This is a genomic window from Oceanobacillus sp. FSL W8-0428 (assembly GCF_038004405.1).
Lineage (GTDB): Bacteria > Bacillota > Bacilli > Bacillales > Amphibacillaceae > Oceanobacillus > Oceanobacillus sojae.
In genome coordinates this window covers 4,126,618-4,150,901 of sequence record NZ_JBBORB010000001.1, presented here as the reverse complement: position 1 = coordinate 4,150,901, position 24,284 = coordinate 4,126,618, and the positions used below count along the sequence as shown (strand labels likewise).

General features: G+C 38.7%; 20 protein-coding genes. 16 read left to right on the top strand and 4 right to left on the bottom strand.

Annotated features, from left to right (window positions below; translation table 11 throughout):
- Positions 1-105: 105 nt before the first annotated feature.
- From MKY30_RS19895 to MKY30_RS19875, 5 genes are all read left to right on the top strand, one after another.
- A complete protein-coding gene (locus MKY30_RS19895; protein WP_341085182.1) occupies positions 106-1,227 on the top strand; it encodes an ATP-binding protein in 1,122 nt (373 codons plus the stop codon).
- Between the two features lie 279 nt (positions 1,228-1,506).
- On the top strand, positions 1,507-4,218 hold the full coding sequence (acnA, locus tag MKY30_RS19890; RefSeq protein ID WP_147210419.1) for an aconitate hydratase AcnA: 2,712 nt from the start codon (positions 1,507-1,509) through the stop codon (positions 4,216-4,218).
- Positions 4,219-4,375: 157 nt separating this feature from the next.
- Positions 4,376-4,978: a TlpA family protein disulfide reductase gene (locus MKY30_RS19885; protein WP_341085181.1), complete on the top strand. Its 603-nt coding sequence runs from the start codon at positions 4,376-4,378 to the stop codon at positions 4,976-4,978.
- Between the two features lie 28 nt (positions 4,979-5,006).
- Complete coding sequence (locus tag MKY30_RS19880) at positions 5,007-5,435, top strand: acyl-CoA thioesterase (RefSeq protein WP_147210421.1); 429 nt, start codon at positions 5,007-5,009, stop codon at positions 5,433-5,435.
- Between the two features lie 2 nt (positions 5,436-5,437).
- Positions 5,438-5,734, top strand: a complete 297-nt coding sequence (locus MKY30_RS19875; protein WP_341085180.1) for a hypothetical protein — start codon at positions 5,438-5,440, stop codon at positions 5,732-5,734.
- Between the two features lie 57 nt (positions 5,735-5,791).
- Here MKY30_RS19875 and MKY30_RS19870 read toward each other — a convergent pair whose 3' ends face one another.
- The 4 genes from MKY30_RS19870 to plsY form a co-directional block, all read right to left on the bottom strand.
- Positions 5,792-6,088, bottom strand: coding sequence for a HesB/YadR/YfhF family protein (locus MKY30_RS19870; RefSeq protein WP_147210423.1), 297 nt, complete (start codon positions 6,086-6,088; stop codon positions 5,792-5,794).
- A gap of 17 nt (positions 6,089-6,105) precedes the next feature.
- A complete protein-coding gene (gene yidD, locus MKY30_RS19865) occupies positions 6,106-6,336 on the bottom strand; it encodes a membrane protein insertion efficiency factor YidD (RefSeq protein ID WP_222595726.1) in 231 nt (76 codons plus the stop codon).
- Between the two features lie 7 nt (positions 6,337-6,343).
- The gene (gene folE2 / locus MKY30_RS19860) at positions 6,344-7,276 is read right to left on the bottom strand and encodes a GTP cyclohydrolase FolE2 (protein WP_341085179.1); all 933 of its coding nucleotides are present in this window, start codon (positions 7,274-7,276) and stop codon (positions 6,344-6,346) included.
- Between the two features lie 114 nt (positions 7,277-7,390).
- Positions 7,391-7,972, bottom strand: coding sequence for a glycerol-3-phosphate 1-O-acyltransferase PlsY (gene plsY / locus MKY30_RS19855; protein WP_147210426.1), 582 nt, complete (start codon positions 7,970-7,972; stop codon positions 7,391-7,393).
- Between the two features lie 1,212 nt (positions 7,973-9,184).
- Here plsY and MKY30_RS19850 point away from each other — a divergent pair.
- From MKY30_RS19850 to MKY30_RS19800, 11 genes are all read left to right on the top strand, one after another.
- Complete coding sequence (locus MKY30_RS19850; protein WP_147210427.1) at positions 9,185-10,249, top strand: ABC transporter ATP-binding protein; 1,065 nt, start codon at positions 9,185-9,187, stop codon at positions 10,247-10,249.
- Positions 10,246-11,769 (top strand): ABC transporter permease/substrate-binding protein, encoded by a 1,524-nt coding sequence (locus tag MKY30_RS19845; RefSeq protein WP_147210428.1) that lies wholly within the window; start codon positions 10,246-10,248, stop codon positions 11,767-11,769. The genes MKY30_RS19850 and MKY30_RS19845 overlap by 4 nt, the downstream gene beginning before the upstream one ends.
- Positions 11,770-11,788: 19 nt before the next feature.
- Positions 11,789-12,205, top strand: a complete 417-nt coding sequence (locus MKY30_RS19840) for a CoA-binding protein (protein WP_147210543.1) — start codon at positions 11,789-11,791, stop codon at positions 12,203-12,205.
- 618 nt (positions 12,206-12,823) lie between these two features.
- Positions 12,824-14,779 carry a DNA topoisomerase IV subunit B gene (parE, locus tag MKY30_RS19835; RefSeq protein WP_341085178.1) on the top strand — a complete coding sequence of 652 codons (1,956 nt, stop codon included), beginning with the start codon at positions 12,824-12,826 and terminating at the stop codon, positions 14,777-14,779.
- A gap of 25 nt (positions 14,780-14,804) precedes the next feature.
- A complete protein-coding gene (gene parC, locus MKY30_RS19830; protein WP_341085177.1) occupies positions 14,805-17,264 on the top strand; it encodes a DNA topoisomerase IV subunit A in 2,460 nt (819 codons plus the stop codon).
- Positions 17,265-17,584: 320 nt separating this feature from the next.
- Complete coding sequence (locus MKY30_RS19825; protein WP_341085176.1) at positions 17,585-18,727, top strand: acyl-CoA dehydrogenase family protein; 1,143 nt, start codon at positions 17,585-17,587, stop codon at positions 18,725-18,727.
- Positions 18,728-18,743: 16 nt separating this feature from the next.
- On the top strand, positions 18,744-20,099 hold the full coding sequence (locus tag MKY30_RS19820) for an acetyl-CoA carboxylase biotin carboxylase subunit (RefSeq protein ID WP_341085175.1): 1,356 nt from the start codon (positions 18,744-18,746) through the stop codon (positions 20,097-20,099).
- 1 nt (position 20,100) lies between these two features.
- Positions 20,101-20,310, top strand: a complete 210-nt coding sequence (locus tag MKY30_RS19815) for an acetyl-CoA carboxylase biotin carboxyl carrier protein subunit (protein ID WP_147210433.1) — start codon at positions 20,101-20,103, stop codon at positions 20,308-20,310.
- A gap of 21 nt (positions 20,311-20,331) precedes the next feature.
- Positions 20,332-21,111: an enoyl-CoA hydratase gene (locus MKY30_RS19810; RefSeq protein WP_186813631.1), complete on the top strand. Its 780-nt coding sequence runs from the start codon at positions 20,332-20,334 to the stop codon at positions 21,109-21,111.
- Positions 21,112-21,132: 21 nt separating this feature from the next.
- Positions 21,133-22,662 (top strand): acyl-CoA carboxylase subunit beta, encoded by a 1,530-nt coding sequence (locus tag MKY30_RS19805; protein WP_147210435.1) that lies wholly within the window; start codon positions 21,133-21,135, stop codon positions 22,660-22,662.
- Between the two features lie 460 nt (positions 22,663-23,122).
- Complete coding sequence (locus MKY30_RS19800; protein WP_341085174.1) at positions 23,123-24,112, top strand: phosphotransferase enzyme family protein; 990 nt, start codon at positions 23,123-23,125, stop codon at positions 24,110-24,112.
- Positions 24,113-24,284: the final 172 nt, after the last annotated feature.

Below are 24,284 nucleotides of genomic sequence, written 5' to 3'. Positions count from 1 at the left end.
TTACTTTTATATTATAAAGTTATTAAGAAATATACACAAGTATTCATAATTGTTTCGTCATAATCATACATATTATTTATAATAATTTCTGGAAGGAGCATGGGTATGGATAAAAAACAAAAAAATGAACTGCCTAATGGCTTACAAAGTTCTGAAAGTCGTCATAATTTACACCCCGATGCAGCGCTTTCAGCAGCCATTGTTTCATGGCTGAGTAAGAATATTGAAGGAATTGTGGTAGTATTCAAATTAAGCGGCGAAATAGAATATATCAGTGATTCTGTCTATAGGATACTTGGTTATGGACCAAAAGAAGTAATTGGAAAGACGTGGAAGGATGCTCCACTCAGAATAGACCCTGAGGTTACATCACAGTTTTTGATTGATGACAAAGTGAAACAAAAAAATCTGTTAATCGATATTCCGACTAAAAAAGGTGAGGTGTTCTCTTTTTCCTGTGAGTTAAATTACGATTTAGAAGATATAGATACAGAAAAAAGAATTTTGGCTTATCTGGAAAGAAAAACAGAAGATTCAATGCTGGATGATTTGATGATCCGTTCAGAGAAGATGAATGTGGCAGGTCAGCTGGCTGCAAGCCTGGTTCATGAAATACGCAATCCGCTTACATCCTTAAAGGGTTTCCTGCAATTACTCCAGGCTGGTGCACAGCATAAGGAGGAATACTTTAATGTGATGATTGAGGAAGTTGAAAAAATCGAGTCAATTACATCAGAATTATTATTTATTTCGAAGCCTTTGACAGATAATCGTTCTAAAGAAGAAGTAACAAGTATGATGCAGGACGTAGCAATGTTATTACAATCGCAGGCGAATCAAAAGAATATTCAAATTCAGCTGCAGAGCAGTACAAATGCACCGGTTCTTTGTGATCGTTCTCAAATTAAACAAGTTCTAATTAACCTGGTGAAAAATGCAATTGAAGCAATGGATCAGCCTGGACAAATCATTGTTAAAGCAAAAGAAAATGATGATAAAATAAAAATTTCTGTTATTGATGAAGGCTGCGGGCTGCCAGAAGAGGTTCTGCACCGGCTCGGGGAACCTTTTTTTACAACAAAATCATCCGGGACAGGACTGGGGCTGTTAATTACTAAAAAAATCCTCAGTAATCATGATGCAGATTTTCATATGTATAATAATGAAGATAAAGGGAGCACGTTTGAAATTATTTTTCCAAAGGCTGATGGTGATCCTGACATATAATTTTTTTGATGTAATGTTTTCATTTTACAAACCTAATCAGGTTTAAAGCATTCATATTATTTTCACTATCAATAATTTAGGGTTTATATAAGTTAGGCTTATCTCTTGGCATAACTTTTTACTATCTACTATTTAACAATAATTATTTGTTTTATTTGCTAGATTCCTATATTATATACTATGAACAGTCTATTTATTTGAATAGCAGTATTGATTAAAAAAAGTAATACCTCCTTGCGAAAAGTCGAGGAGGAGAGGAAATGAAAGGGGTAACACAATATGTCGAACACAAATGCGTACAATGCAAAAAAGCAGTTCGAGCTGAACGGTAAAACGTATAATTATTACCGTTTGAAGGATTTGGAAGAAGCAGGATTAGGTAAGGTGGATCGTTTGCCATTTTCTATCCGTGTTCTTTTAGAATCTTTACTAAGACAGCATGATGGACATCAAATTAAAAATGAACATGTTGAATCACTGGCAAACTGGGGAACAGATAAGGCTACAGGAGCAGATGTGCCTTTTAAACCTTCCCGCGTTATTTTGCAGGACTTTACAGGGGTGCCTGCGGTTGTTGACCTTGCTTCTCTTCGTAAGGCAATGGTAGATCTTGGTGGGGAGCCGGACAAAATCAATCCGGAAGTTCCTGTAGATTTAGTCATTGACCACTCTGTACAGGTTGACCAATATGGAACACCAGATGCATTACGTGCAAATATGGAATTAGAATTTGAACGTAATGCGGAGCGTTATCAGTTCTTAAACTGGGCTCAGAAAGCATTTAACAACTATCGTGCAGTACCGCCGGCAACAGGTATTGTTCACCAGGTTAACCTGGAGTATCTTGCTGATGTTGTACATGCGCTTGAAAATGAAGACGGCACTTATGACACGTTCCCTGATACGCTTGTAGGAACCGACTCCCATACAACAATGATCAATGGTCTAGGTATTCTGGGCTGGGGCGTTGGTGGAATTGAAGCGGAAGCAGGTATGCTTGGACAGCCTTCTTATTTCCCTGCACCTGAAGTAATTGGTGTGAAATTCACAGGTTCATTCCCGAATGGTACCACAGCGACTGACCTTGCATTGAAAGTAACGCAGGTATTGCGTGAACAAAATGTAGTTGGTAAATTTGTAGAGTACTTCGGACCAGGTCTAAAGGATATGCCATTAGCTGACCGTGCGACTATTTCTAATATGGCGCCAGAATACGGCGCAACTTGTGGTTTCTTCCCAATTGATCAGGAATCGCTTGATTATTTAAAATTAACTGGTCGTGACGATGAGCTGATTGCAACTGTTGAAAAATACTGTAAAGAAAATAATTTATGGTACGATGCAAATGATGCTGATCCTGAATATACACAAGTAATTGAAATTAATCTTTCAGAGTTAGAACCGAATCTTTCCGGCCCAAAACGTCCTCAGGATTTAATTGCACTGTCTAACATGAAAAAAGAATTTAATAAAGCAATTACTGCAAAAGAAGGAAATCAGGGATTTGGATTAGATAAAGCTGAATTTGATAAAGAAGTTGAAATCAAGCATCCAAATGGTAAAACTTCTGTTATGAAAACCGGCAGCCTTGCTATTGCTGCAATTACATCCTGTACAAACACATCAAACCCGTATGTTATGTTAGGGGCAGGTCTTGTTGCAAAGAAAGCTGTTGAAAAAGGTCTTGAAGTTCCTGAATATGTAAAAACTTCACTGGCACCAGGTTCCAAAGTTGTAACACGTTACTTAGAAGATGCCGGCTTACAAACGTATTTAGATAAACTTGGTTTTAATCTTGTAGGTTACGGATGTACAACATGTATCGGTAACTCCGGACCTTTACGTGAAGAAATTGAAGAAGCTATTGCTGAAAGTGATTTAATTGCGTCTTCTGTATTATCAGGTAACCGTAACTTTGAAGGACGTATCCATCCGCTTGTAAAAGCGAACTACTTAGCATCACCGCCGCTTGTAGTTGCTTATGCACTGGCAGGAACAGTGGATGTTGATTTAACAAAAGATGCTCTTGGTAAAGATGCAGAGGGCAATGACGTTTATATGTCTGATATCTGGCCAACACTTACTGAAATCAAAGAAGAGGTTCAGAAAGTAGTTACTCCGGAAATCTTCCGCAAAGAATATGAAAATGTATTTAATTCCAATGAAAAATGGAATGAAATTGATACAACAGATGAGCCATTATTTGAATGGGATGAGGACTCTACTTATATCCAAAATCCTCCATTCTTTGAAGGGCTGACTCCTGAAGCAGGAACAGTTGAACCACTCAGCGGATTACGTGCTATCGGATTATTTGGCGATTCTGTAACAACAGATCACATTTCTCCGGCAGGTGCAATTGCAAAAGATATGCCAGCAGGTAAGTACTTGCAGGAAAAAGGAGTTTCACCAAGAAACTTTAACTCTTACGGGTCTCGCCGTGGTAACCATGAAATCATGATGCGTGGTACGTTTGCTAACATCCGTATCCGTAACCTATTAGCTCCCGGCACAGAAGGTGGTTACACTACCTACTGGCCAACTGGTGATGTAATGCCAATCTATGATGCTGCAATGAAATATCAACAAGACGGAACAGGTCTTATTGTTATGGGCGGAAAAGATTATGGTATGGGATCATCCCGTGACTGGGCTGCAAAAGGTACAAATCTATTAGGAATCAAAACAGTTATTGCTGAAAGCTTTGAGCGTATTCACCGCTCTAACCTTGTAATGATGGGTGTATTACCGTTGCAATTTGAAAAAGGTCAAAACGCTGAAAGCTTAGGTTTAACAGGGAAAGAAACATTTGCTGTAGATGTTGATGAATCTGTAAAACCGGGTGATTTAGTCAATGTAACTGCAACAGATGAAGCTGGTAAGGTAACTTCATTTAAAGCAGTTGCCCGTTTTGATAGTGACGTAGAAATTGATTATTATCGTCATGGTGGTATCTTACGTATGGTACTGCGTGAAAAAGTAAAAGCATAAACAGTCAGCTGTTTTGTATGGAAAAAGAGTCTTTGTTTTTAATCAGACAAGGCTCTTTTTCTATGCTATTTTTAAGGGCTCTATCCTTTACAAATTTCAAGTTCCTCTTTACGATAGAGGAAGGAAACCAATTAATTTGGATGGTAGGAGATAAGAAGTGTATAAACGGATATTTGCGCTCACCTTATTATTAGTACTTGTTGGGATTGTTATTGCAAATATTGTTCAAGACAGATTCATGGATAACACTGCAAATGGAGAAGAAGATCCAGTTCTTATAGACGATGGTACTTCTGGCCAGGGTGCTGCCATTGCCCCTGCTGAAAGTGCCGGAGTGGAACCTGGTGAACAAGCTCCTAATTTTGAACTTGAGACATTAGATGGAGAAAGCTTTCAGCTTTCAGATTTACAGGGAAAGAAAGTAATTTTAAACTTTTGGTATTCCTGGTGTCCCCCTTGTATAGAAGAAATGCCCGAACTGCAGAAATTCTATGAGGACTATCAAGAAGAAGTGGAGGTAGTTACTGTAAATCTGACTACAGTTGAAAACAGCATATCGGATGCGCAGGAATTTATTCAGGAGCATGGATATACGTTTCCTGTACCTTTAGATAAAGATAACGCCGTGTCTGATCAGTATGTTGTCTATGCGGCACCAACCACATATTTTATCGGAACAGATGGGAAAATACAGCATCCGAGAAAAATGGGGCCGATGGATTATGAATTTATGGAGGAAATGGTTCAAGAAATGGATTGATTGCGGGAAGTAAGAGGAGGAAGAACGCTTGTTAATTACAGAAACACCAATAGAAGTTAGATATCAGGAAACCGATCAGATGGGCGTCGTCTACCATGCGAATTATTTAGTTTGGTTTGAAATCGGGCGTACAAAATTTGTGGAAGCTTTAGGGCTTAACTATCATCAAGGTATGGAGAAGCATAATGTTGTTTCTCCTGTAATTGATGCGCAAATTTCATATAAAAATGCCGTTCGCTATGGTGAAAAACCAGTTGTAAAAACATGGCTGGAGACTTACGACGGTTTACGTACGGTTTATCGTTATGAAATTCTAAATGGAGCTGGAGATTTAGCTGTCACTGGTACAACAACTCACACAATTGTTGATAAAGACACCTTTCGACCGCTATCTATTCGCAGGAAATTTCCTGATTGGCACGCTGCATATCAAGATCAGCTTAAGAAAGAGGATTAGAAATGGCTTTTGGATTAAAAAGAGAAGAGTTAAACCAGTGGAAGCGAAATGTGCGAGCTGGAAAGATTGATTTTATAACACATTATTGGCTGGATGATCGTTTCCCTGGCTGTAATACAGTAACAAAAGTCGGCTGCAGTGACTTGGAGAAGCTAAAAGAGTGGGGGAGGAAATATAATTTAGATGAATCCTGGATTGATTTAAAACCTAAATACCCCCATTTTGATTTATTCGGCGACCATCAATGGCAGATTTTAAAAACTGAAAACAGGCTGGATCAATTAGAGCGATTTAAATAGCAAAAAGCGTAGGAAAATCAATCTCCTACGCTTTTTGTCTGCTCTACAGTAATTTCATTAATCTGTTTCAGGATATTCAATTTTTGGTTCTTTTTTAGATTCATCATAAGAGACAGATAAATTTGCTCCTTCAAAATACCAGTCATCGGATTCTTCAACAAAAAAATGGATACCTTCTACCGTGGTTGAAGCAGTTTCGTTTTTTGGTGCTTCAGCTTTAATTCCGAGAGAAAAACCGGCAATTCTGCCGCCGACTCCGCCATATCTTGGAAAGAATCGTACATTCTTTTCATTCTCTAAAGCTAACTCTTCTTTATACCATTTTGCAACTTGTTCTGATACTTTAATGTCCATTGTCTCTCTCCCTTGTATTAATGCTTTTTCTCAGATTTCTCTGGAACGTAATCAACTCCGCCTGGATGGAATGGATGACATTTACTAATTCTCTTTATAGTCAATATTCCACCTTTAAAAATTCCAAAACGTCGAAATGCTTCTATAGCATAGGCTGAGCAGGTAGGATAGAAGCGGCAGGTTGCCGGTGTAAAAGGACTGATGGCAAGCTGGTAAAAGCGAATAAGTCCAATAAATATATATTTCATATTAAAATCAACCTTGTCCGTCGCGCTTATCATACGTAACTGAAGCAATAGCATCATGCATATGAATAGATTCCTCGTTACGGCATGATACATGAAACTTAAGAACAGAAGGCAATTCATAGAGGTCTGCTGCAATTAAGCGAACCATATCCTCGACAAATCTCGGATTTTCGTAAGCCTGCTCTGTTACCATTTTTTCATCCGGTCTTTTTAAAATAGGGTGAAGTCTGGCACTTGCATTACTTTCAGCAGCCTCTAATAAAAGTACCTTCCAATCATCATCTGCATTCGAAAAATTAGACTCCAGCTCTGTTTCAATCGTCACATTACCCCGCTGGTTATGAGCGCTGTATTCACTAATTTCTTTTGAGCAGGGGCATAGTGTCGTTATTTGTACTTTTAAAGAAACGTTGATTTGATAATCCTCATGTTTTGAATAGCGTACAGAAACAGATGCTTCAGCATGGTTCAGTCCTGAGGCAAGAGTCTGTGGAGCTTCACGTTCATAGAACCAGGGGAAGCTCACAGAAACAGATGCATCATCCTGCTCCAGTTTATTTGCCAGATCCTTGGTAAACTGTTTCAGCTCATCAATAGAGATGGTGAAGCCGCCTTGATAATATTGCTCTAACAGCTCCATAAAACGGCTCATATTTGTGCCTTTACTATTGGCAGGGATGCTGGATGAAAATGTGAATGTCCCAATGGTTGTTTGTTCATAAGGTGTTTGTCCGCTCAAGACACGGACAGGGTACTTTACATTTGCTACTCCAACTGCATCCAAATCAAAAAGAAAATCACGTTTTACATTTTGTAAATCAGCCATTTTGCTTTTTTCAGTAGGCTTTTTTTTCTCTCCAGGCGGAACAGAACCAAATAATCTATGTCTTTCTTCCTTAGATGGAAGCTTTTTTAATGAAATCGTGTCTATTTGCTGCATAAAAAAACGCCCTTTCTTGTAAACATCTGTGGTACCTTAGATGCTTAAACAATCAAAATTATAACTAGCCACTAGTATACTGAATTCGGCTTAAATATTCAATTTATCGGCTTTCTACATCCACGTTATTTTAGGCTCTGTACCATTTTTTATTCGTTTAATATTTGCCCAATGACGGTAGGTTACAAAAGCAGTTAATAAAAAGATAACAATGGTCAGTCCGATGTCATTGAAAAACAAGGAAGCAAAAAAGGCAACAATTCCAGCAATCATGGATGAAAGTGAAACATATTTTGATAAATATAATGATAATAAGAACGTTGCAATCATGATAATAAACAGAAACGGATTAATTCCGAGAATCATCCCGCCTGATGTTGCAACAGCTTTCCCGCCTTTAAACTTAGCGAAAATTGGATAAGTATGACCTAAGACAGCTATAATACCAATGATTAAAGGATAGACGTTTGCATCAAATAATTGAGGTAATAAAACAGCTGCAGTTCCTTTTAAAATATCACCGATAATAACGATGCTTCCAGCTTTTATTCCAAGTACTCGAAAGGCATTGGTTGCGCCCAGGTTACCACTTCCATGCTCACGAACATCTATTTTATATCCTATTTTGCCGATAATTAAGGCAAATGGAATAGATCCTAAGAGATATGCGATAATCCCAAAAATAATATAATCCATACGTTCCCAACTCTCTTTTACAAATTCTTATTTCAATACTCCTATGGTTATTTTAGCATGAACCAATCTGTTTAAGTACAAATTTTTTTAGAAAAGCTTATCTGAGCTGTTCTTTTAGCAAATTTATTTTTTGCCTATACGTATCTTTATAAATTACTCAACTTTCGCACTTTAAAAAGAAACTTCCTATCCATAGGAACAGGGGTTGATCATTTCTTCCATATATCTGTTGACAAAGATAGAAGGTAAAGTGTAAAGCGACCGCTACGGCGGACCGTTTTGCTTTCCTAGGGGCACGCTCTTCATCTAACTTTTGCCAAGTACTCTTCTTGGCAAAAGTGGATCTTCAGATGATGCTAATCCCTGTCCAGCTACAAGCGTCAAAAACTAGACAACTTCCCGAAAGCGCCCTACGATAAAGAAGACTTAGCGACTGGCAAGCCGTCAGGCGCAGACAGAGCTAAAGTCGCGCTTATGCCCCGCGGGTGAAAGTCATCATCCGTTAAAGTAAAGGAAGGTCGACTAAAAGCAGGCTGAAGCCTAACGTCGGCATACCCCTAAAGGGGCATGATTCCTTTATCTCAGTTGCTTCGGTCCAGTTATTACGTTTTTAACCGACGCTTTCCGCTATTCTCTCAGGAGTCAAAACGGTCCGCCTCCGCTAGCGGGATGTTCTATACAGGTTGAAACAGCTGACTAAATAGAAGTTAAATCAGATAAAACATTTTTTCTGATTAACGATAAAATATTCTGTCATGATTACTCTTTATTCATGAAAGCAATTCCGATATTTATTATCCATGCTGGGTCATCATTTAAATTGCCAAATCAACCATTTGAAACACTAAAATAATCTTTTTATCAAGCAAAAGGCAATGATTTCATCCAACTCCCCCTCCTATATGAGCGCAGACCAACCACGCAGACTCCTATGGGAACAGGGCGAGCTGAAGATCCACTTGAAAAGCGGTTTTCTTTTCAAGTTAGCTGAAGCCGTCCCCATGGAAAGCGTAGTGGTTGGTCGGAGCGGCGCTATACACAATCTCCATTCCAGTAGCAGGATAATGTAGACCATATTCATCCTGGAATAGGAAGGTATAGATGCTTATTCTCAAGTGCGAAAGTTGAGTTATATATAAACTGAAAAATAAAACGATGCCAGGTTTTTAAACACATACAATCGGGAATCATTTTATGAAGGGGGAATCTACTATGATTACATTTGATGATATTACAAAAACATATCCAGATGGGACAACTGCTGTAGACCGATTTAATCTGACAGTAGAAAAAGGAGAATTTATGACGTTGATTGGTCCCAGCGGATGCGGAAAGACAACCACGATGAAAATGATTAACCGTCTGATTGATCCATCTGCAGGAACAATATACATAGATGATAAACCGGTAAGCGAATATTCCATTCACGAGTTACGGTGGAATATCGGTTATGTTCTGCAGCAAATTGCTTTGTTTCCTCATTTGACAGTGCAGGAAAATATTCAGGTGGTTCCAGATTTGCTGAAGTGGAAAAAAGGTAAAATGCAGAAACGGACAGATGAATTATTGGATATGGTAGGACTCGATCCATCCATTTTTAAAAAGCGATATCCAGGAGAACTGTCAGGAGGGCAGCAGCAGCGAATCGGCGTTATCCGGGCTTTAGCTGCGGATCCTGATATCGTATTAATGGATGAGCCGTTTAGCGCACTCGATCCAATCAGCAGGGAGCAATTACAAATAGATATAAATAAATTACAAACGGAGATCAAAAAGACGATTGTTTTTGTTACCCATGATATGGACGAGGCATTAAAAATGAGTGATCGTATTTGCCTGATGAAAGAAGGCAGTGTTGTTCAATGCGGATCTCCTGAAGAATTGATGAGACATCCTGAAAATGAGTTTGTAGAAGAATTTATTGGAAATCGGCAGTCGCCATGGCTAAAACCGATTAAAGAAGTTATGAAGAAGGACCCAGCATATTTTAAGGAGGATAATGCTGATGACGTGATGGAATACGGCAGTGCATTTTTCATGCTTGTGGACAAAAATCAGATTTTAAAAGGAATTTTTGAAAATCATAAGGAACAGAAAGAAGCTGTGACGATTCCTGTCGAAAGCACGGTTGAGGACGCATATGCAATTATTCGTTCAGTAAACCAGACTCATTTCCCGGTGGTGGAGAATGGTCAAAAAGCTGTCGGTGTTATTACAAGTAATGAATTGCTTCAATACTTCTATCAGCAGGAAAAGGAAGGAGCAGGCATCTTATGAGTTCATTTATTAACGTATTCCAGAATCGACAGGATATGCTCCTCCAGGCAATTTGGGAGCATTTACAGATTTCTTTAATTTCACTTGGTATTGCTATTTTAATTGCTGTTCCATTAGGGATAATGCTGACAAGGTATCCACGTGTTGCCGAGCCTATTATCGGCACATCTGCAGTCTTACAGACAATACCGAGTCTTGCTGTGCTTGCCTTTTTAATTCCATTTTTAGGAATCGGAATTCAACCGGCTATTGTTGCGCTTGTACTATATGGACTGCTGCCAATTCTCAGAAATACATACACAGGAATAGACGGGGTTGATCCGGCATTACGGGAAGCTGCCAGAGGGATGGGGATGAATACCAGGAAGCAGTTAATGAAGATAGAGCTGCCGATTGCGATGCCAGTAATCATGGCTGGTATTCGAACCTCCATGGTGCTTATTGTTGGTACTACAACGATTGCGGCTTTAATCGGTGCCGGCGGACTTGGAGATATTATTTTACTAGGTTTGGATCGGGGAGGGGATATTCCGCTCGTCTTATTAGGTGCAATACCGGCTGCTTTATTAGCTGTCATTCTTGATTTTATTCTCCGTTTATTTGAGAAGCTGTCTAAGAAATACGGAATGCAGGCTTTTGCAGCAATGTTGTTGATTGTTGTACTTGTGATTGCGATTCCTTTTATGATACCAAACAGCCAAAAAGGTGAAATTGTTATTGCTGGAAAATTAGGAGCAGAACCAGAAATCATTATGAATATCTATAAAATATTAATTGAGGAGGAAAGTGATATTACCGTTGAGTTAGAACCGAACCTTGGAAAAACAGATATGGTGTTTAATGCATTGCAGCAGGGAAGTATTGATATTTATCCGGAGTTTACAGGGACCGTTATCGTTTCACTGCTTGATGAACAAGCGGAGTCTAACGAAGCAGAAGAGGTATACGTACAAGCCAGAGACGGTATTAAAGAAGCATATAATTTGGAGCTATTAGAACCAATGTTGTTTAATAATACGTATACGGTAGCTGTAACAAAAGAATTTGCAGAAGAAAACAATCTTAACGATATCTCTGACTTGAAATCGATTGAAAATGAAATAACAGCTGGCTTCACATTAGAGTTTAATGACCGTTATGATGGTTATGTAGGAATGCAGGACGTATATAATTTAGATTTTAATGAGGTAAACACAATGGATCCCGGTCTGCGTCAAGGAGCTATTTCCAGTGGAGAAGTAGACGTGATTGATGCCTATGGAACGGACAGCTATATGGTAGAATTAGGGCTGGTAGCCCTGGAAGATTCTGAAAACTTATTTCCGCCATACCAGGGTGCACCGTTAATGCGGGCAGATACGTTAAAACAGTATCCAGAACTGGAAGATATATTGAATCAGTTAAGTGGACAAATTACAGATGAGGAAATGCAGGAAATGAATTATCAAGTGGATTATGAGGATGCATCTGCAGAGGATGTGGCCAGAGACTACTTGATAGAGAATAGTTTTATTGAATAATTATAAAGGAGGAATTATGATGTCCGTTCAAAATCCAAGTAATGAAAGGTTAAAAGAAATTCTAACGGAAGCAAAAACAATTGCAGTTGTAGGGTTATCCGCCAATCCAGAGAGAACATCACATCAAATCGCTAAAAGAATGCAGGAGGAAGGATATAAGATTATTCCTGTGAATCCGACTCTTGATGAGGTTCTTGGAGAAAAAGCCTATCGCTCTTTAGCAGAAGTAGATGAGCCTATTGATATTATTAATGTTTTCCGCCGGCCAGAGCATTTGATGGATGTAGCAAAAGATGCTGTACAGACAGATTGTAAAATGTTTTGGGCGCAGCAGGGAATTGTAAATGAAGAGGCTTATGATTATTTAAAAGAGCATGATTTTGAAGTAGTGATGGACCTTTGTATTAAAGTAGTTCATGCTGTATTATTGAAGTAGAAAATTTATGATTGGGTTATGTTCAGAATCTATTATAAATATACTAAAAGCTGAGTCAGGCATAATTCAGACTCAGCTTTTTAGTTTTAAATAAAATAACGGAAAGAAATTCAGCTGTTCAAGAACCTTAAATAAATGATTGCCTTGCTTTTCTTTGGTTTTTCCCATAAGATATTAATGATGTAAACATTGATATAGTGCGTTTAAGTCTAATCAGATAAAACTCTTTGGAACGACAATTTATAACAAGCATTTCAATTGGAATGTTTTCTAATTTATTGGAAGCGTGTATGTTCAGACTAGACGAAGAAACAAATTTTGCTCTATAGTGTATAAACAAGGTTAAAATTTCTTATATAGGTAGAACAAGGGTGGAAAAGAAACGTCATATAAGCACAGCTGCCTGAAGCTCCAAGCATTCAGCTGCTTACAGACTTCTAGTTTGTAACCAAATTGGTTTGCCGCTGAATTATTGCTTTGTGCTTTTTTTCTTTTATTAGAATGTTATAGTTGCACAAGCACTTATACAAAAGTCAGTTTAATATTTACCTGTTTGCCAAATGAGAACTAATGTTCTATGATGTATATAGAGGAAGTCTTGAAAGGAGAAGATGATTCGTGGAGAAAGAAAATCTATACTCTGATAGTTCTATCCAGGTACTGGAAGGGCTGGATGCAGTACGTAAACGGCCAGGAATGTATATTGGGAGTACCGACATTCGTGGATTACATCATCTTGTTTATGAAATTGTTGATAATGCTGTTGACGAAGCACTGGCTGGTCATGGCAATCAAATTATAGTAACCATACATAAAGATGACAGTATTTCTGTGGAGGATAAAGGCCGCGGGATGCCGATTGGGATGCATGCAACCGGAAAACCAACAACAGAGGTTATTTTCACTGTTCTGCATGCAGGCGGAAAATTCGGTCAAGGCAGCTATAAAACAAGTGGAGGATTACATGGAGTAGGGGCTTCTGTTGTAAACGCCCTATCAGAATGGCTGACAGTAACAACTTATCGTGATGGCCGTAAATATGAACAGCGCTTTGAAGATGGCGGGAGGCCTGCAACCGGTTTAGAGGACAAAGGCCCTTCCAAAAAGAAAGGTTCTTGTATTCATTTTAAACCGGACCCGGCGATTTTCTCTACAACGGTATTTAATTTTGAAACCATTTCAGAGCGGTTAAGAGAATCTGCCTTTCTGCTTAAAGGGTTAAAAATTGAGCTGACAGATGAACATAATAATGAACACCAGGTTTATGAATATCCTGAAGGGCTGCGGTCTTTTGTAGAATGGCTAAATGAAGAAAAGGATGTTCTTCATCCAGTTGTTTCGTTTGAAGGAGAGCAATCGGAAATTGAAGTTGAATTTGCTTTTCAATTCAATGATGGATTTGCTGAAAACATGCTCTCATTTGTAAACCATGTGCGGACGCGTGATGGCGGTACACATGAATTTGGAGCAAGAGCGGCAATTACCCGGACTATGAATGATTATGCAAGAAGAGCTGGTTTATTAAAAGAAAAAGATAAGAATTTAGAAGGAACGGATATTCGGGAAGGGTTGACAGCAATTATTTCCGTGCGTGTTCCAGAGAATAAATTACAATTTGAAGGACAGACAAAAGGAAAATTAGGAACCACAGAAGCTCGTTCTGCGGTTGATTCTGTTGTGTCTGAAAATCTGACTTACTTTTTGGAGGAAAATGTAGAAACTTCTACTGTGCTGATTAAGAAATCAATTCGCGCGAAAGAAGCAAGGGAAGCTGCGAGAAAAGCACGGGAAGAAGCCCGTACCGGTAAAAAGCGCAAAAGAAAAGATACCTTATTAAGCGGTAAATTAACACCGGCTCAATCGAAAAACCCTAAAAAGAATGAATTATACCTGGTAGAGGGAGATTCTGCCGGCGGGTCGGCAAAACAAGGCCGTGACCGTAAATTCCAGGCGGTACTTCCATTACGCGGTAAGGTTATTAATACGGAAAAGGCAAAGCTTGAGGATGTCTTAAAAAATGAAGAAATCTCAACGATTATTCATACAATCGGAGCGGGCGTCGGCGGAGATTTCAATATGGAAGATGTTCAATATGACAAAATTATTATTATGACCGATGCAGATACCGATGGAGCACATATCCAGGTGCTTCTGTTAACTTTCTTTTATCGCTATATGCGTCCTTTAGTAGAGTCTGGAAAAGTGTTTATCGCACTTCCACCTCTGTTTAAGGTTTCTAAAGGTAAAGGAAAAAAAGAAAAAACGCTTTATGCATGGGATGAAAAAGAGCTGAAAAAAGCAGTCACTGAATTAAAAAATGGTTATGATATTCAACGGTATAAAGGTCTCGGTGAGATGAACGCTGATCAGTTATGGGAAACAACAATGAATCCAGAATCCCGTACACTTATTCGCGTGTCAATTGATGATATCGCCAGAGCGGAAAGAAGAGTAACCACCTTGATGGGAGATAAGGTAGAGCCGCGCCGTAAGTGGATTGAAGGTCATGTTAAATTTGGTTTGGAAGAAGACGGGACCATTTTAGAAAATGAAAATATTCATAAAGAAGATTAGTTCGGATTGTAAGGAGTGATTCCATTTGGATCAAACAGAGAAATATTTAGACCTTCCTTTAGAAGAAGTTATCGGAGATCGTTTTGGAAGATACAGTAAATATATCATTCAAGATCGTGCCCTTCCTGATGCAAGAGATGGATTGAAGCCTGTGCAGCGGCGTATACTTTATGCAATGCATGTTGAAAGAAATACACATGATAAGAATTTCAGAAAAGCTGCCAAAACTGTTGGAACAGTTATCGGTAACTATCATCCGCATGGAGATTCTTCTGTTTACGAAGCAATGGTACGCTTAAGCCAAAGCTGGAAAGTGCGTAATGGACTAATTGAAATGCATGGAAATAACGGCAGTATTGATGGGGATCCTCCTGCTGCAATGCGTTATACGGAAGCCAGGCTGTCTCCTATTGCTTCAGAGCTTCTTCGTGATATAGACAAAGAGACGGTTGAATACATTCCTAACTTTGATGAAACAACAAATGAACCAGTTGTTTTACCGGCAAAATTTCCAAACCTGTTAGTGAATGGATCAACTGGGATCTCTGCAGGGTATGCAACAGATATCCCTCCTCATAATTTGGGAGAAGTAATCGACGCAGTTATTATGCGGATTGATAAACCCGAAGCCGGTGTGGATAATTTGATGCAGGTACTGAAGGGTCCTGATTTCCCGACAGGTGGAATTATTCAAGGTATCGAAGGAATTAAGAAAGCATATGAGACTGGAAAAGGAAAAGTTATTGTCCGCGGTAAAGCAGTTATCGAGAGTTTAAAAGGGAATCGTGAACAAATTGTTATTACGGAAATCCCGTATGAAGTTAATAAAGCAACGATGGTCAAGAAAATGGATGAGCTTCGTATTGATAGGAAAGTAGAAGGAATTGCAGAAGTCCGTGATGATACAGACCGTACTGGATTACGTGTTGTTGTAGAGCTAAAAAAAGATGCAAACAGTGAAGGTATCTTAAACTTCTTATACAAAAATACGGATTTACAAATTGCCTACCATTTCAATATGGTTGCTATTAAAGATAAAACACCGAAGCTTTTATCATTACCGCAGCTTCTTGATGCATATATCAGTCATCAGCGTGAGGTTGTAACGAATCAAACACGATTTGATTTAAACAAGGCTAAAACCAGAGCACATATTGTTGAGGGATTGATTAAAGCTATTTCGATTTTAGATGAATTGATTACAACCATTCGTGCGTCAAAAGACAAGACGGATGCCAAAAATCAAATCATGATAAAATACGGATTTACAGAACCGCAGGCCGAAGCTATTGTTACGCTTCAACTTTATAGATTGACAAATACGGATATTGTTCAATTAGAAGAAGAAGCACGCGAGCTAAATAAGCAAATGGAAATACTTTCTGAAATCCTGAATAGTGAGAAGAAATTACTCCAGACCATTAAGAGTGACTTAAGACAAATTAAGAAAAAATTTGCAGATGCACGGCGTACGCATATCGAAGACAAAGTAGAAGAATTAAAGATTAATATTGAGGTTACTGTCGCAAGTGAAGACGTGCTGGTTTCTGTCACCAGAGACGGGTATGTGAAGCGGACAAGTCTGCGTTCCTATGCAGCTTCTAATAATCAAGACTTACCGCTGAAAGATGATGATCATCCGATAAGTTTATTAGAGGTTAATACAACAGATGATTTATTAATCTTTACAAATAAGGGAAGATATATACTATGTGCTGTTCATGAATTGCCGGATATTCGCTGGAAGGATATGGGACAACACATTTCACATATTGTGCCATTAGAAAAAGAAGAGCATCTGATTAAAGTCATTCCTGTTCGTGATTTTAAAGAAGAGAAAGGATTTTTAGTGTTCTTTACTCGAAACGGTATGGTTAAACGAAGTGAATTTCAGCTTTACGAAGCACAGCGTCGGGGAAAAGCATTAATTGCATTAAATCTCAAGCAAAATGATGAACTTGTACAAGTAAGCCGTACAGATGGAAACAAAGACATCTTTATCACAACAAATAAAGGTTACGGTTTATGGTATGAAGAAGCTGAAGTATCCATTGTCGGTCAGAGAGCAGCAGGGGTGAAATCCATTGCTTTAAAAGATGATGATTATGTGGTGAATGGACAAGTATTTGATCAGGAAGTTCAAAAAGATTTATTTGTAATAACGCAGCGTGGAGCTTGTAAACGCATGAAACTAAAATCCTTTGAAAAAGCAAGTCGTGCCAAACGCGGGCTAATCATGCTTAAAGAATTAAAGCAAAAACCTCATCGGATTGTAGGATTTTTTATGGTGAGTAAACAAGAAACCATTTGTTATAGAACGAAGAATGGCGGAACACAGCAGGTATACCCACTTGAGCTGTCTATTGCCGACCGCTATAGTAACGGATCATTTATCGTCGATACGGATCAAGCCGGTGAAGTAATCGAGGTATACAAAGAGACAACCTATAAAAAGCCTTTTGAAGATATGGGCGATGAAATATAGAGAATCATATAAGCTCCTTAGCATGAAATAATAATGCTGAGGAGCTTTTTTATTATAAGAGTATGTTCAAAAAAGCACTCAAATGATAATCGGCGAATTTATTTTTCAAGCTTAAGAGAAGAATAAAAATATTTTACGTAGTCTATGATAAAAAAACATTTTATCTTTTTGTTTGCCTAACTCTCACCTTTTGATAAAATAGAAATGGAAGCGCATTCAATTTGGGTCTATATCTTTTTAGAACTGCCTGTAAAACAAATTTAATTTCTCGAAGAAAAAGAAGAATATGAATGCGATATTTAAGTCAAGGGGGCGTGGGGATGAATTTTGATTTAACAAAAGAACAAAAGATGATTCAACGAATGGTTTCTGATTTTGCGGAAAAAACCATCCGGCCAAGAGCAATAGAAATCGATGTAAATGCAGCTTTTCCAGAAGACATCTTTCAAGAAATGGGAAAGCTTGGCTTATTAGGCATTCCTTTTCCTGAAAACTATGGAGGTTCTTCCGGTGATACGATTTCATATGCGATAGCCGTAGAGGAAATTGGGCGGCGTTGTGGCAGCACAGGACTAAGCTATGCAGCGGCAGTGTCCTTAGGAGCCAGTCCGATTTATTATTTTGGAACGGAAGAACAAAAACAAACGTTTTTAAAGCCGATCGCTGAAGGACATTCGCTGGGAGCGTTTGGATTAACAGAACCAAATGCCGGATCAGATTCTGGAGGCACAAGAACGACTGCTAAATTGGATGGCGATGCATATATTATTCAAGGAGAAAAATGTTTTATCACAAATGCCAGCTTCGCAGATTTCATTATCGTTACGGCAGTTACTAAAAAAGATGAAAACAATAAGAATCGAATTTCAGCCATTATTGTTCCAACAGATGCTGAGGGACTAACAATCCGCAGTAATTATGAAAAAATGGGAGTCCGCGGATCAGATACAGCAGAGGTCATCCTAGATAATGTCCGTGTTCCCAAAGAAAATTTACTTGGTACAGCGCATGAGGGGCATAAACAATTCTTAAAAACATTAGATGGCGGGAGAATTTCTATTGCTGCGTTAGCGGTTGGTATTTCACAGGCTGCTTTAGATCGTTCCTTACAATATGCCAAAGACCGGAAGCAGTTTGGAAAGTCCATTTCCAGTTTTCAGGCGATTCAATTTAAATTAGCTGACATGGCTATGGAGATTGAGCTTGCCCGTAATATGGTTTATAAAGCAGCATGGTTAAAGGATCAGGGCAGAAATTTTTCCAAAGAAGCGGCATATGCCAAATTATATGCATCAGAAATGGCCTTTCGTGCTGCAAACCAGGCGATTCAAATTCACGGGGGCTATGGTTATATGCGTGAATATGAGGTAGAGAGGTTATTAAGAGATGCTAAATTACTGGAAATTGGAGAAGGAACCTCAGAGATTCAGCGACTGGTTATTGCGAGGCTTCTAGGCTGCTAGAGAAGGAGGGAAGTCAATGATAAAAAAAGTATTAATTGCTAATCGAGGTGAAATAGCGAGGAGAATTATCCGTACTTGTAAACAATTGGGTATTCAAACAGTAGCTGTATATTCAGACGCTGATCAGAATGCACTATTTAAAAAAGATGCTGATGAAGCTTATCATATCGGTCCATCACAAGTACAACAAAGCTATCTTCAATTAGATTCCATCATTGAAGTTGCTAAACAGACAAATGCTGATGCGATCCACCCCGGTTATGGCTTCTTAAGTGAAAGCCCGGCATTTGCTGAACGCTGTCGAGAAGAAAATATCATTTTTATTGGTCCTGAAGCAGATATATTAAGGCTGATGGGGAGCAAGATTGAAGCCAGAAAAGCGATGATAGAAGCTGGTGTACCAGTAATTCCTGGTACAGATCGTGCTGTAGGATCTGCAGAAGAAGCTGTCCGGTTTGCTGAGGAAATCGGCTATCCGGTTATGTTGAAAGCTTCAGCTGGCGGTGGCGGCATCGGAATGGAGATAGTGCATTCAGCCGATGGGCTGAAAAAAGCTTTTGAAAACAACTCCAAGCGGGCTGCGTCTTTCTTTGGAGATGGCGCGATGTTTTTAGAAAAGCACATACAAAATAGCAGACATATTGAAGTGCAGATATTAGCAGATCAACATAATCATACAATTCATTTATTTGAACGGGAATGCTCGATACAGCGCCGGAACCAAAAGGTATTAGAGGAGGCTCCTTCTCCATCCATTTCTGAACAGCTTCGCGAACAGTTAGGAAGAACAGCAGTTATCGCAGCTGAAGCGATTCATTATTCCAATGCAGGAACAATTGAATTCCTAGTTGATGAATCAGGTAAATTTTACTTTTTAGAAATGAATACACGTATTCAGGTGGAGCATCCAGTTACAGAGGAAATTACTGGTGTTGATATTGTGAAGGAACAAATCAATATTGCTAATAATCAAGTACTCTCTTTTAAACAAGAAGAGATAGCAATAAAAGGGCATGCAATTGAAGTCAGGATTTACGCAGAGGACCCCATTCGTTTCTTTCCATCACCGGGTAAAATTACAGCGCTTGAACTGCCTGAAGGAAAAGATGTCCGCAATGAATGTGCAGTTACTTCTGGAGATACGGTAACACCTTTTTATGACCCGATGATTGCGAAATTGATTGTCTATGGAGAAAATCGGTCAGAGGCAATAGATAAGCTGGAAGAGGCACTGCGTCAATTTAATATTGAAGGGATTAAAACGAACATACTAATGCTTCAGGAAATTATAACATATGAAGCATTTCTGAAAGGAAATACACAAACATCCTTTTTAAGCAAATATTATCAACCAAACTCAGGGGGTAAATAACATGGAAATTAAAGCATCGATGGCAGGAAATGTGTGGAAAATTACAGTTCAGCAGGGTGAAGCAGTAGAAGAAGGACAGGATGTTGTTATTCTGGAATCTATGAAAATGGAAATTCCGATTGCTTCTGAGGAAAAGGGAGTTCTGAAGGAATGGAAGGTGCAGGAAGGAGATTTCGTTAATGAGGGAGATACAATAGCGATTGTTGAATAATTTAGTCTGGAGTGTATGCCTATGCAATTTGTAAACTATGAGACGGTTGATGAGAATATAGTTGTTGTCACATTAAATCGGCCAGAAGCTGCAAATGCTTTATCTTTAGCTTTATTAACAGAGTTAGAGAAATGTATTCAAAAAATCAAAGCCTCAGGAAAAATTCGTTGTGTAATTATAACTGGAAGCGGGGAGAAGGCTTTCTGTGCCGGAGCTGACTTGAAAGAACGAAAGATAATGAATGAGGAAGAGGTTGTTGCTGCAGTACAAAAAATTGGAAGTGTCTGCGATTCCATAGAAAAGATAGATGTACCAGTTATTGCTGCAATCAATGGTGTCTCCTTTGGAGGCGGGCTGGAACTTGCTTTGGCCTGTGATTTGAGAATCGCTGCCAACCATGTAAAGCTGGGATTAACGGAGACATCTTTAGCAATTATACCGGGAGCTGGAGGAACACAGCGGCTGCCTAGATTAATAGGAATAGGGCAGGCAAAGCTGCTTATCTATACTGCCAAAATTATCTCAGCAGATGATGCTTTAGCAATCGGACTGATTGAGCGGTCAGTCGCTGCTTCCTTTTTACAGGATGAAGCAATCAGTATCGCCCGGAAAATAACAAATAATGGTCCAATCGCTGTGAAACAGGCTAAAAAAGCTATTAACCAGGGAGTTAATCTTCCGCTGGATAAAGCAATTCAACTGGAGCATGAATCTTACTTAAAGGTTATACCAACGAAAGATAGAAAAGAGGGGCTGCTGGCGTTTCAAGAAAAAAGAAAGCCCGATTATCACGGAAACTAAAGCTGGAAGGAGTATGCTTATATGAGTATGGAGAAGGAACTGGAGCAGCGTATTGAAAAAATACAAAAAGGGGGGAAACAAAAATATCATGACAGTAATGCTGAAAAGGGCAAGCTTTTCGCAAGAGAAAGAATTAATCTTCTTTTTGATTCTCATGAGATACTTGAGGATGGCTTATTTGCAAATGCGTTGGCTGAAGATTTACCGGCGGATGGTGTGATTACTGTCACAGGAAAAATTAACGGACAGACAGTTTGTGCAATGGCGAATGATTCTACTGTCAAAGCTGGAAGCTGGGGTCAGCGGACTGTAGAGAAAATTTTGCGTATTCAGGAAACGGCAGAACGGCTGGAAGTGCCGATGATTTATCTGGTTGACTCTGCAGGTGCAAGGATTACCGATCAAATAGATATGTTCCCGGGAAGAAGGGGAGCTGGACGCATTTTTTATAATCAAATTAAGCTGTCTGGAAGGGTTCCTCAAGTTTGCATATTATTCGGTCCATCAGCAGCTGGCGGAGCATATATTCCTGCTTTTTGCGATATTGTTATCATGGTTGATGGAAACGCGTCCATGTATTTAGGTTCTCCAAGAATGGCTGAGAAGGTTATTGGCGAAAAGGTTTCCTTAGAGGAAATGGGCGGAGCAAAGATGCATTGCACAACCTCGGGAGTAGGCGATGTATTAGTAGATACAGAGGAGGAAGCTATTCAATTTACACAGAAGTACTTAACCTATTTTCCGGCTAATTTTCGGGAAAAACCAAAACAAATTGCCCCTGTAGAGCCAAAGACATTTGATAAGCCTATCAGTGAAATTATCCCGGAAAATCAAAATGCAGCTTTTAATATGTACGATCTGATTGACCGTACAATTGATGAAGGCAGTTTTTGTGAGATAAAAAAACGGTTTGCTCCGGAATTAATCACAGGGCTGGCACGTATTGATGGCCGTAGTATAGGGATTATTGCAAATCAGCCTCGTGTAAAAGGAGGCGTCCTTTTTACAGATTCAGCAGATAAAGCAGCAAAGTTTATCCAACTATGTGATGCGTTTGAGATTCCGCTGCTGTTCTTAACAGATGTACCAGGATTTATGATTGGAACAAGAGTGGAGAAGCAAGGGATTATCCGTCATGGAGCAAAAATGCTGTTTGCAATGAGTGAAGTAACAGTTCCTAAAATATCCGTTATTGTCCGAAAAGCATATGGGGCAGGTCTATATGCAATGTCAGGTCCTGCTTTTGATCCGGATTGCTGCTTGGCCTTCCCGAATGCACAGATTGCTGTCATGGGGCCGGAAGCGGCAGTGAACGCAGTAGAAGCAAATAAAATCGCCAAGCTTCCGGAGGAGGAGAGAGCAGCTTATATTCAGGAAAAGCAGGCTGCTTATAAAGAGAATATTGATATTTACCGGTTAGCCTCGGAGATGATTATTGATGATATAATTAACCCCGATCAGCTTCGCCAAGCATTGATAAGCCGTTTTTCCGTTTATCAGAATAAGAACAAACAATTTACGGAAAGAAAGCATGGAGTTTATCCAGTGTAAAGCTATTTTTGAAACGCTCAGGTTGATTGAATCCTGGGCGTTTTAACATAAATAGATAAATACAGTAAACCATATATATAATTTTAGAAATTGAGAATGGTCTGCTTCGATTTAGCCAAATTTCATTGATCAGAATATTTGATAAATATAAAAGGTATTCTTGTTCATCTAAGTTATCTGATATATAATGCAGAGAAACGTTAAATGGAAAGGGGTGAGGTTGATGTCAGCTAATTCAATAAGTTTAGTTTGTCCATCCTTGCTCATGGCTTATGGTTGATAAATATTAATGGCCGGCCCTTTGGATGGATTGGATTAAGGGCTTCCATCATAAAAGATTTTTTCATAAACCATCTTTTAAAATAAAAAGGAGAGCTGAAGCATATAATTTTAGCTCTCTTTTTTGCCCTGCAGCTTATTGAATATTTTATCAATATTCAAAAGAGGGGAAGTTATATTTATGATGAAATTAAGTACGATGAAAAAAGTAATGAATACTGTTAACAGTGAATGGAGAAGCCCATTGGGAGAAGAAATTTTGGAACGGTGGGGCTATGATAAAGGCTCTGCAACTATTTTACGGGCAAGCGCAAATTTTATTTTTGAATTTTATAAAGAAGGAAAACAATTGTTCTTGAGATTTAATGATTCATCAGAACGGGATTATTCGTCGATTGAAGCTGAACTGAACATTGTAAAGTATTTGGGGAATAGGGCACTAAACGTTGCTCAACCAATAACATCATTAAATGGAAATGATATAGAAGTCATAGAAACGAAGCTGGGAACTTTTTATGCAGTCGTATTTGAAGCTCTGGAAGGTAAGCATCTCAATATGGAAGAAATTTCAGATCAACAGGCTTATATCTGGGGGAAATCGTTAGGTAATCTACACGCAAACCTTAAGCAGCTGCCAGAAGAATATCGAGTTAATCGTCCAAGCTGGAAGGACCTTTTACTAGAAGCGAAAGAAGCACTTCCTAAAAAAGAATTGGCAGCTCATAAAGAATTTGAAAGACTATTAATCTGGGCGGATGAGTTAAGCCTATCGAAAGAAAACTTTGGAATCATTCACTATGACTTTGAACTGGATAATGTGATTTTTGATAATAACACAATTGGAATGCTTGATTTTGATGATTCTTCTCTCCATTGGTTTGCAGCTGATATTGTCTATGCATGGAGAGATGTGGGAGATTTTAATGTTAAAAATCCGATGATAACAACATTTATCGATGGATATAAAACCGAAACTAATTTAGATATGGAAATACTTCGTGCATCTTCAGGCTTTGAAAGGTTACACAAATTAATCTCCCTGGCAAAATTGATAAGAGCTGTAGATATTGATGCAGCTGAAGATCATCCTGAATGGCTGATAAACCTTCGATTAAAGTTGTCTGGTATAATAGAAAAATACCGTCTTTCCATTGAAAAGCTAAATAAATAGTAAAAAGGCGATGCATTTTCCTGATGTATCGTCTTTATTTGCAATGCAGGTATTGACTAAATGGAAGGAAATAGGAACATGTTTATAGAAAAAAATAATAGTTTTGGAAGAGTCAATGTTGTTTCATTCCATGCAGCAACGAATTTAATTAACCATAATTTTATTATGTAAA

Excerpts from the sequence above, each read along its gene's own strand:
- MKY30_RS19895 (WP_341085182.1), top strand. The coding sequence starts at position 106 with ATGGATAAAAAACAAAAAAATGAACTGCCTAATGGCTTACAAAGTTCT.
- acnA (WP_147210419.1), top strand. The coding sequence starts at position 1,507 with ATGTCGAACACAAATGCGTACAATGCAAAAAAGCAGTTCGAGCTGAAC.
- MKY30_RS19875 (WP_341085180.1), top strand. The coding sequence starts at position 5,438 with ATGGCTTTTGGATTAAAAAGAGAAGAGTTAAACCAGTGGAAGCGAAAT.
- MKY30_RS19870 (WP_147210423.1), bottom strand. The coding sequence starts at position 6,088 with ATGGACATTAAAGTATCAGAACAAGTTGCAAAATGGTATAAAGAAGAG.
- yidD (WP_222595726.1), bottom strand. The coding sequence starts at position 6,336 with ATGAAATATATATTTATTGGACTTATTCGCTTTTACCAGCTTGCCATC.
- folE2 (WP_341085179.1), bottom strand. The coding sequence starts at position 7,276 with ATGCAGCAAATAGACACGATTTCATTAAAAAAGCTTCCATCTAAGGAA.
- plsY (WP_147210426.1), bottom strand. The coding sequence starts at position 7,972 with ATGGATTATATTATTTTTGGGATTATCGCATATCTCTTAGGATCTATT.
- MKY30_RS19850 (WP_147210427.1), top strand. The coding sequence starts at position 9,185 with ATGATTACATTTGATGATATTACAAAAACATATCCAGATGGGACAACT.
- MKY30_RS19845 (WP_147210428.1), top strand. The coding sequence starts at position 10,246 with ATGAGTTCATTTATTAACGTATTCCAGAATCGACAGGATATGCTCCTC.
- MKY30_RS19840 (WP_147210543.1), top strand. The coding sequence starts at position 11,789 with ATGTCCGTTCAAAATCCAAGTAATGAAAGGTTAAAAGAAATTCTAACG.
- MKY30_RS19825 (WP_341085176.1), top strand. The coding sequence starts at position 17,585 with ATGAATTTTGATTTAACAAAAGAACAAAAGATGATTCAACGAATGGTT.
- MKY30_RS19820 (WP_341085175.1), top strand. The coding sequence starts at position 18,744 with ATGATAAAAAAAGTATTAATTGCTAATCGAGGTGAAATAGCGAGGAGA.
- MKY30_RS19815 (WP_147210433.1), top strand. The coding sequence starts at position 20,101 with ATGGAAATTAAAGCATCGATGGCAGGAAATGTGTGGAAAATTACAGTT.
- MKY30_RS19810 (WP_186813631.1), top strand. The coding sequence starts at position 20,332 with ATGCAATTTGTAAACTATGAGACGGTTGATGAGAATATAGTTGTTGTC.
- MKY30_RS19805 (WP_147210435.1), top strand. The coding sequence starts at position 21,133 with ATGAGTATGGAGAAGGAACTGGAGCAGCGTATTGAAAAAATACAAAAA.
- MKY30_RS19800 (WP_341085174.1), top strand. The coding sequence starts at position 23,123 with ATGATGAAATTAAGTACGATGAAAAAAGTAATGAATACTGTTAACAGT.